Raw genomic sequence first — 7,605 nt, 5'->3', positions numbered from 1 at the left:
TCAAATCTTCTTTTTGGTGGAATCTATGGTTTCTTGACACCCAACGAAATGGTTGCCAAACCAGCGGGAGAATGGCAGACCTATGAAATAACCTTGATCGGAAGAAGGCTGACAGTAGTGGCAAATGGCAAAAAAATAATCAATGATCAGATCATTCCAGGAATTACCGGAGGTGCTTTAGACAGCAAAGAAGGATTACCCGGACCAATCGTATTGCAAGGCGACCATGGACCCGTGGATTTCAGGAAGATAGTTATTACGCCGGGGAGATAAATCGAGGGATTCTTCACACTTATACTGGTTTTAGGTAAGTTAAGGCATAAACTTAGCTATAATGACTAAGGGAAGATTACTCAATATAGGCAAAGAATTGCAAAAGGCTTCTCCTTGTCATTTCGAGTCCCCAGCATTCTAAAAATGTTTATAATAGGTAATGAAATCAAGTTAAACCAATCCGGCCTCGGCAAGCTCGGCCACCTCAATTAACCAAATCATCCGTTCCCCGAGCTTGCCGAGGGGTATTTTAAGGTTCACGTCATTCTGAGGTACGAAGAATCTCCAGAGGTCCTATTTATATTTATAATACATTTCCTTGTACCCAATTCATCCCTCCCACCTTCATCCTTTTTTTTTTCTTCATCCCTCATCCTTTTTACTCTCTTCCTTCTACCTTTCTCCAAATCTAAAATCTAAGATCTACCTTCTCTACCCTCTCCCCTCCCTCTCCACAGTCCTCACATACAGGTCCTCAACTTTCTTCCTCGCCCATTCGGTTTTGCGGAGAAATTTAAGACTGGAATTGATAGATGGTTCATGGGTAAAACAACGGATGGTGATCCTGTCCCCGAGTCTTTCCCAGCCATATTTATTGACCAAATATTCAATCATATCGATCAATCTTACACCATGCAGAGGATTGTTTGGTTGTGCTTTCGGATCTTGGTTATTACTGTCTTCCATATATCAAAAATAAGGATTTTATCTTCTCTGATTCCTTTCAGTCTCAAAACTAGGACTATTGAAAATTAAATGGATAACAATGATAAGAGAATGAAACAAATCGGTACTCAAATATACAAGCTTACAATTTCTTTCATATTCATACCTTTCCTTAATCCCATTTATTTTTTACCTATATGTTAACAAAAGATTACTGATAAGTAACATGTTAAATATTAACATTTTTATAAAACACAAGCATTCAATTTTGTAGTGAATAAAAATTTTATTTACCATGAAAAACAATTTTACCAAAACAATCAACAAAATTCTCTATCCATTAACCTTAGTCGGGGTTGTGTATATTATTAGCTCTTCGAGGATGGAAGTTATGGCCCAGGCAACCAATGCCACAATAAGTGGATTGGTGCTGGATGATGCAAATGAACCACTTATTGGCGCAACTGTTCAGGTGCGAAATGAATCAACTGGATTTGAAGCTGGATCTGTTACAGGTGTTGACGGAAGGTTCAGTTTTCAGCAAATGCCCTTAGGAAAACCTTATACTGTATCGGTATCTTTTATTGGTTTTTCATCGCAAAAATTGACAGGATATCAACTGAATCTTGGCGATAAGATCAACCTGGATATTCAAATGGAATTAGGAAGTAATGATTTGGCTGAGGTTGTGGTCAGTGGAGATAGTTTCAGAAACCAGATTGATAAGCTAGGCGCAGTGACAGCAATCGATTCCAAGCAAATCAAAAATCTGCCAACGGAGGGGAGAAATTTCACAAATCTTACCGCTCTTTCACCACTTCAGGGTGGAGGTTCTTTGAATTTAGGCGGCCAACGCCGCACCTCTACCAATGTGACTCTTGATGGAGTCAATGCAAGAAATCAATTGACAGCGGGTGAAATTGGAAGAGGACCTTATACTGTGTCTATTGAAGCTATAAGAGAATTTGAAGTAGCCACCAATTCATATGATGTTACACAAGGTCGTCAGGCCGGTGGGGCATTGAATGCAGTGACCAAAGCGGGCACGAATATCCTTGAAGGATCAGCTTTTACTTATCATAGAAATGACAACCTAGCTAGCCCATTGGATATTCGAGGCAATCCCCGTAGTGTTGTATTTAACAATACCCAATGGGGATTCAGTCTAGGTGGACCGATCATAAAGGACAAGCTTCACTTTTTTACAGTTTTTGATAGACAGGATGCCGGTGAACCTGAATTCATCGCTGATATTAGAAATGAAGATGATGAAAGACGTTTGAGGATCCGTCAAGATACCCTTAGCAAGTTTATAGATATTGCGAGAAATCAATATGGGGTAGGAAATCAACAACAGGTGGGTGAGTTCAGCCGCAAAACGGTAGCTAACACATTCTTTGCCCGTTTGGATTGGCAGATTAATAAAAGGAACAAGCTAACTATACGCAATAATTATACTGATTGGAATAATCCCTTATCTATAAATGACAACACGGCAATTAATCTATCAGAGGTATGGGGAAATTTTTCATCGAAAGAAAACAGCTTATTGGCATCGTTGAGATCAATTGTCAATGCGAGCACAACAAATGAGCTTAAAGTTCAATATCAAAGAGCACAGCGAGCCTTTAATCCAAGCGATCAATTACCTCTAGCAAATATACCAAGAGCTATAGTGAGGGTAGTGTCACCTTTCCCGACCGAAAACAATCCCCAAGCAATACAGACTACCAATATCCAAATAGGTGGTCAACGGTTTTCTCCTGAGACTAATTTGGAAGAACAAATCCATATTGTCAACACGACTTATCTGCAACGTGGTAAATATAATTTTACTTTTGGTACAGACAATATGGTCACCTACCTAGAAACGTTATTAAGCAATGAGCAGAATGGAAGGTTTTTCTACAACTCCCTACAAGATTTTGAAAATAATACGCCCTTCAGGTATGCGCGGGAAGTACCGCTATCTGGTTTGCCAATTGTAAAGCAGACGGTATTGGATCTATCGATCTTTGGTCAAATGGAATGGAATCCCCATCGCAATATCAATGCGGTCATTGGTCTTCGGTACGATGCAACCATGTTTATGAACGAAGCTGATTTCAATCCCATGGTTTTTGATGAGTTAGGAATAAGTACTTCAAATAGACCAATGGACTTCAGAAACATACAGCCCAGAGCACAGGTGATATGGAATATTAATGGGAAAAATACGGATATATTAAAAATCGGAGCAGGTATGTTCAGTGCCCAACCGCACTATTATGCGCAAGTGAACAATATCCAGAATTCCGGGACTATGCTTGCAGCTATCGATGTCCAGGGAGTGCTTGTGCCTGAAGCTGATTTTATAGGTTATAGAAATGGACTGCCGGCACCGGGGATACCTGAAGGAGCCAGTTTCATTTCTACTATCAATTCTGTTGCAGAGGATTTTAGAGTTCCAAACACTTTTAAAGCCAATGTGAATTATAATAAGTTCATAGGTGACAGAGTTCGTTTGGGCGCAAATGCCCTAGTTGCTCATACAACAAACAATTATGTCTATGTAGAAGGCAATATGGTCGCTGAGCCTTATTTCAGACTTCAAAATGAAGCTAATAGAGGTGTATTTGTACCTGCTAATACCATAGGTAACAACGGCCAGACCAATTGGTTAAATTCAAGACAGTCCAATGATGTTGGGCGTGTGTTAGAGCTGCAATCAATTGGGGAAGCCTACCAATATGCCTTGATAATTGATGGAAGTGTTCGAATCGGAAAAGATGGTTATTTTACAGCTTCTTACACATATAATCAGGCATTTGATAATAGCTCTTATAATTGTTGCGTGGCGAATACATCTACATTTCTTCCTGTAGTAGATGATTCCAGGGCATTAAACTGGGGATATTCTGACAGTCAGTTTAGGGATAAGTTGGTCTTGAATGGTGCTTCTCCCACTTGGAAAGGATTTGTTCTGGGCGCATCTTTAATTGGAATTGGTGGTTCACGATACTCCTTTCTGGTATCAAATGGATCACTGCAAGGTGATTTCCCTTTAAACAATGCCCTTGCTTATGTATTTGACCCCAATGACCCAAGCACTCCTGAAAATATAAGAGAGGGATACAATGCAATATTGAATGATCCAAATACAGCTGAAAGTGCCAAAAAATATCTGAGAGAAAGTTTTGGTAAAGTTGCAGCCCGAAATGGCGGAGAAAACCCATTTTTCTTCACAATGGATCTGAGATTATTGAAAACAATTAAAACGTTCGGGAAGCAAAATCTTGAGCTCTCGGGAGACGTATTCAATTTTATGAATCTTCTTAATAAGGAATGGGGTGTAAACAACGACCTCGGAAGAAGTCGTAACCTACAGAGTATAAGAGGATTTAACCAGGACACACAACAATATATATATAATGTGGAGTCCGGAGTTGGGGTATTACCAATCAATGGTAATCCTTGGCGAATTCAATTAGGAATACGCTATTCCTTCTAAGATTCAGATACAATTAAAAGTTGCTGGAATATTAATCTTCCAGCAACTTTATGACCTTAAAATTAATCCGGTTTTATCTTATTGTTAAGTGTGAACGAATGGCAATTAGAACAACTTATTCATATGCACATCATTTTAAAAAACACCATATGGATTTGCGGGATTACATTTTAAATACCTTAAGGCCTGAAAAAAAACATACGCTGGTCACAAGCAAAACCTATCCAAAGGGATCTTATATCTACATGCCCCCCAATAAACCAAATCACATGTTTGAATTGGAAAAAGGTGTGGTAAAGCTGGGTAGTTATACGGTTGAAGGACAGGAGGTATGTTATGAAATTCTTTTCAGGAATGAAGTATTCGGTAATCTTAGATACCTTAACGGGCAGTTTTTTGAATTTGCCAAAACTTTAACAGCCTGTAGTGTCATAGAATATGATTTAACTTTTTATAAATATTTAATTGTAAACGATCCAATAGTATCAGAATGGTTCAACAAAATGGTGATAGAAAGATGGTGTAGAGTCGAAACCCGTCTTTTTAAAATATGCACAAAGACACCAAAAGAACGTGTAAATGCAATATTTCAGGAGTTGGACTATGAAGCTTATAACCTCAACGGGAAAAAAATCTATATATCCTCACTACTTTCAATTATAGATATTGCCCATCTTACCGGACTAACCAGGCAGACTGTCTCCAAACTTTTAAAACCGCGCCAAAGACCACAAACTACCAGTTTATTCAAGTCTCATATAAATATTACTTCTGAAAAATCAATCAAATGAAAAGTACAAAAATCACTTTAGTTCTCTTGTTTACAATGATTCTGATAAGTGGCACGCATGCCCAGAAAAATCAGTTCATTAATTCAATCGCATTCGGTTCATGTAATAAACATGATTTGCCACAACCACTTTGGAAGCCGATTCTTGCAGATAAACCAGATATTTTTGTTTGGCTTGGAGACAATGTTTATGGCGATACGCACAATATGGATTTGCTACGGGCGAAGTACGAAGCGCAGGACACTGTTGCTGGTTACCTTGAATTGAAATCAAGGACCAAAATCATTGGTATTTGGGATGATCATGATTATGGGATTAATGATGGAGGTAAGCATTATGCCCAAAAGGAAGAATCAATGCAAATCATGTTGGATTTTTTGGCTGAACCTCAAGATAGTGAAAGAAGAAGGCAGCAAGGTGTTTACACAGCTTACACTTTCGGAGTTGGAGATAATTCAGTCAAATTGTTCTTACTTGATGCCCGATATATGCGTGATACACTTGAAAGAGAGAATGGTGTTTATCTACCCAACAAGGAAGGATCCATTTTAGGTGATCAACAGTGGGATTGGTTGGCAACTGAACTTAAGCAAAGTTCAGCCTCTGTAAACATTATCGCCTCAGGAATCCAGTTTATACCCACTGAACATCCGTACGAGAAATGGGAAAATTTTCCGAAAGAGAGACAAAAATTGTTTGACTTGATTTCTAATTCTAAAATAAAAAATCCTGTTTTAATTAGTGGTGACAGACATATTGCAGAAATCTCTGTCTTAAAAAACAAGCAATTTCCAACAGGGCTATATGAAATTACATCTAGTGGAATGACACATACCTGGAAGGAATACAAGCAAGAATATAATCCTTATCGTATAGGCAATTTGATAGCCTCCTTGCATTATGGTATGGTAGACTTTGATTGGGACAACGGAGAAATGACTTTCACTATCAAAGGGGAAGAGGGTCAAACGTACTTGGAGCAGACGCTGCCAATTCAATAAAAACCACTTCTTTCATGCTCAAAAACAAAGAAACCTTTTTTGTTGGCAATAATGATATCCACCAATCCGTCACCTGTAATATCTTCGGCAACGTCATGCACTCCTACCCCGGATTCAGCATCAATCCTGTGAGGAATCCATTTTGCTGGACTTCTTATCTTCAATTTCATCACTTTTATGAATCAATTCGAATCACTTATTTTTGATCAGGATTCAAAATCGTTCCTTCCTCCGGAACTTAACTTCTCTAACTACTCCTTCCGGCCACGGGTTGAGACCCGTGGCTATTATAAGTGCCTCTCCTACGGTTATTCTCCCAAAAATGTCTTAAAATTTATATATCCTTAAATTCCCAATGGTAAATTTTATAGAATTAAAACTTAACTCTTGGATCAGATTGCACTGTCCAGGTGACACAGTTCAATAATCCACCATAATACCCGATTTCATTGAAATTGATTGTTTCAATAATCCTGTCGGGAAAAGTCTTCTTAAAAATATTTTTGATTTCTTTATCCTTGTTTCCTTCCACCTCAAATATCGGCACTACAATCAGGTTTTTTACCTCAAGATAATTGACATAACATCCGATGGCATTTAAGGGATATATTTTCAGATGATATTCAAAAAAAGGAATATCAATATAATCCAGAGCATTTTCTTTTAGCAGCACATTCATTTCTTTGGTCCAATACTGATATTCCAAATCACGATCGTTTCCGATCAAGGTGCTTTCGTCCACAAAACGCACCATCCCATCGGCATGACCGGTATAGTCCATTTTGACCTGGGGAATGATAATCACTTCGGTTTCCAACTGATTTTCTAGATCAGAGACCAATTTGGCTTTATTCGTGTAATCCGGATTTTCATCAAAAAATCTATCCGTCATAATCACCTTATCAGACCAAGTGACCACATTGCCACCATCCAGAATGATGTTTGATTTTTTGGCTTGGATGCCATTTTCTGAACATACAAAGACCGGGTCTGTATAATGTTCGGGATAAGGTCTCAGGTAGGAAGGTTCGTACCTGAACTGAACAAATTTATCCTTTGAGACCTGTATGGGCATATAATCACGGCACCAAATATCTTTGGCCCCTGAGAGAAAATGAAATGGTATCTGATGTTTGGTTAAAATTGCCATCAACTCCTTACATGTTTCTGTATATCTGGAATCACTGAGCAACAACTGTGAGAAAAAGACAGTATCGGTATCGGTACCTTTTATCATATTTGGGGATTGACATTCTAATGGAAAAAATATCTCCTGAAAGGTACGTATTTTAAAACTAAGAGAGGGCGATGGGTCCTGTATTTTTGAGCGGGTTCAAAATGTTTTGGTGAATTATCACAAGGATCTGTTGAACCCCGACAAATG

The 7,605-nt window shown here is 38.4% G+C and carries 7 protein-coding genes; 4 read left to right on the top strand and 3 right to left on the bottom strand.

Features of this window, described 5'->3' with window-relative positions; all coding sequences use genetic code 11:
• A partial coding sequence (locus ACEW8U_RS06010; RefSeq protein ID WP_373521134.1) for a DUF1080 domain-containing protein occupies positions 1–273 on the top strand: 273 nt, incomplete at its 5' end.
• 432 nt (positions 274–705) lie between these two features.
• Here the strand turns inward: ACEW8U_RS06010 and ACEW8U_RS06005 are convergent.
• Positions 706–960: a VF530 family DNA-binding protein gene (locus ACEW8U_RS06005; protein WP_373521133.1), complete on the bottom strand. Its 255-nt coding sequence runs from the start codon at positions 958–960 to the stop codon at positions 706–708.
• A 274-nt stretch (positions 961–1,234) separates the two neighbouring features.
• Here ACEW8U_RS06005 and ACEW8U_RS06000 point away from each other — a divergent pair, with 274 nt between their 5' ends.
• The 3 genes from ACEW8U_RS06000 (at position 1,235) to ACEW8U_RS05990 (ending at position 6,221) form a co-directional block, all read left to right on the top strand.
• Complete coding sequence (locus ACEW8U_RS06000) at positions 1,235–4,429, top strand: carboxypeptidase regulatory-like domain-containing protein (protein ID WP_373521132.1); 3,195 nt, start codon at positions 1,235–1,237, stop codon at positions 4,427–4,429.
• Positions 4,430–4,527: 98 nt separating this feature from the next.
• Entirely contained in the window at positions 4,528–5,220 is a 693-nt protein-coding gene (locus ACEW8U_RS05995; protein ID WP_373521131.1) for a Crp/Fnr family transcriptional regulator, read from the top strand.
• Entirely contained in the window at positions 5,217–6,221 is a 1,005-nt protein-coding gene (locus ACEW8U_RS05990; RefSeq protein ID WP_373521130.1) for an alkaline phosphatase D family protein, read from the top strand. Before ACEW8U_RS05995 ends, ACEW8U_RS05990 begins: the two co-directional genes overlap by 4 nt.
• Here the strand turns inward: ACEW8U_RS05990 and ACEW8U_RS05985 are convergent.
• On the bottom strand, positions 6,215–6,391 hold the full coding sequence (locus tag ACEW8U_RS05985) for a hypothetical protein (RefSeq protein WP_373521129.1): 177 nt from the start codon (positions 6,389–6,391) through the stop codon (positions 6,215–6,217). The genes ACEW8U_RS05990 and ACEW8U_RS05985 overlap by 7 nt on opposite strands.
• 203 nt (positions 6,392–6,594) lie before the next feature.
• Positions 6,595–7,458 (bottom strand): agmatine deiminase family protein, encoded by an 864-nt coding sequence (locus tag ACEW8U_RS05980; protein ID WP_373521128.1) that lies wholly within the window; start codon positions 7,456–7,458, stop codon positions 6,595–6,597.
• Positions 7,459–7,605 lie beyond the last annotated feature (147 nt).

It is taken from the genome of Aquiflexum sp., assembly GCF_041751335.1.
Lineage (GTDB): Bacteria > Bacteroidota > Bacteroidia > Cytophagales > Cyclobacteriaceae > Aquiflexum.
The sequence above is the reverse complement of the archived record's forward strand: the minus strand, read 5'-3'. Positions and strand labels throughout refer to the sequence as shown.

What these genes read in the sequence shown, in the direction of transcription:
- ACEW8U_RS05990 (WP_373521130.1), top strand. Translation starts at nt 5,217, where the DNA reads ATGAAAAGTACAAAAATCACTTTAGTTCTCTTGTTTACAATGATTCTG.
- ACEW8U_RS05995 (WP_373521131.1), top strand. Translation starts at nt 4,528, where the DNA reads ATGGCAATTAGAACAACTTATTCATATGCACATCATTTTAAAAAACAC.
- ACEW8U_RS05985 (WP_373521129.1), bottom strand. Translation starts at nt 6,391, where the DNA reads ATGAAATTGAAGATAAGAAGTCCAGCAAAATGGATTCCTCACAGGATT.
- ACEW8U_RS06005 (WP_373521133.1), bottom strand. Translation starts at nt 960, where the DNA reads ATGGAAGACAGTAATAACCAAGATCCGAAAGCACAACCAAACAATCCT.
- ACEW8U_RS06000 (WP_373521132.1), top strand. Translation starts at nt 1,235, where the DNA reads ATGAAAAACAATTTTACCAAAACAATCAACAAAATTCTCTATCCATTA.
- ACEW8U_RS05980 (WP_373521128.1), bottom strand. Translation starts at nt 7,458, where the DNA reads ATGATAAAAGGTACCGATACCGATACTGTCTTTTTCTCACAGTTGTTG.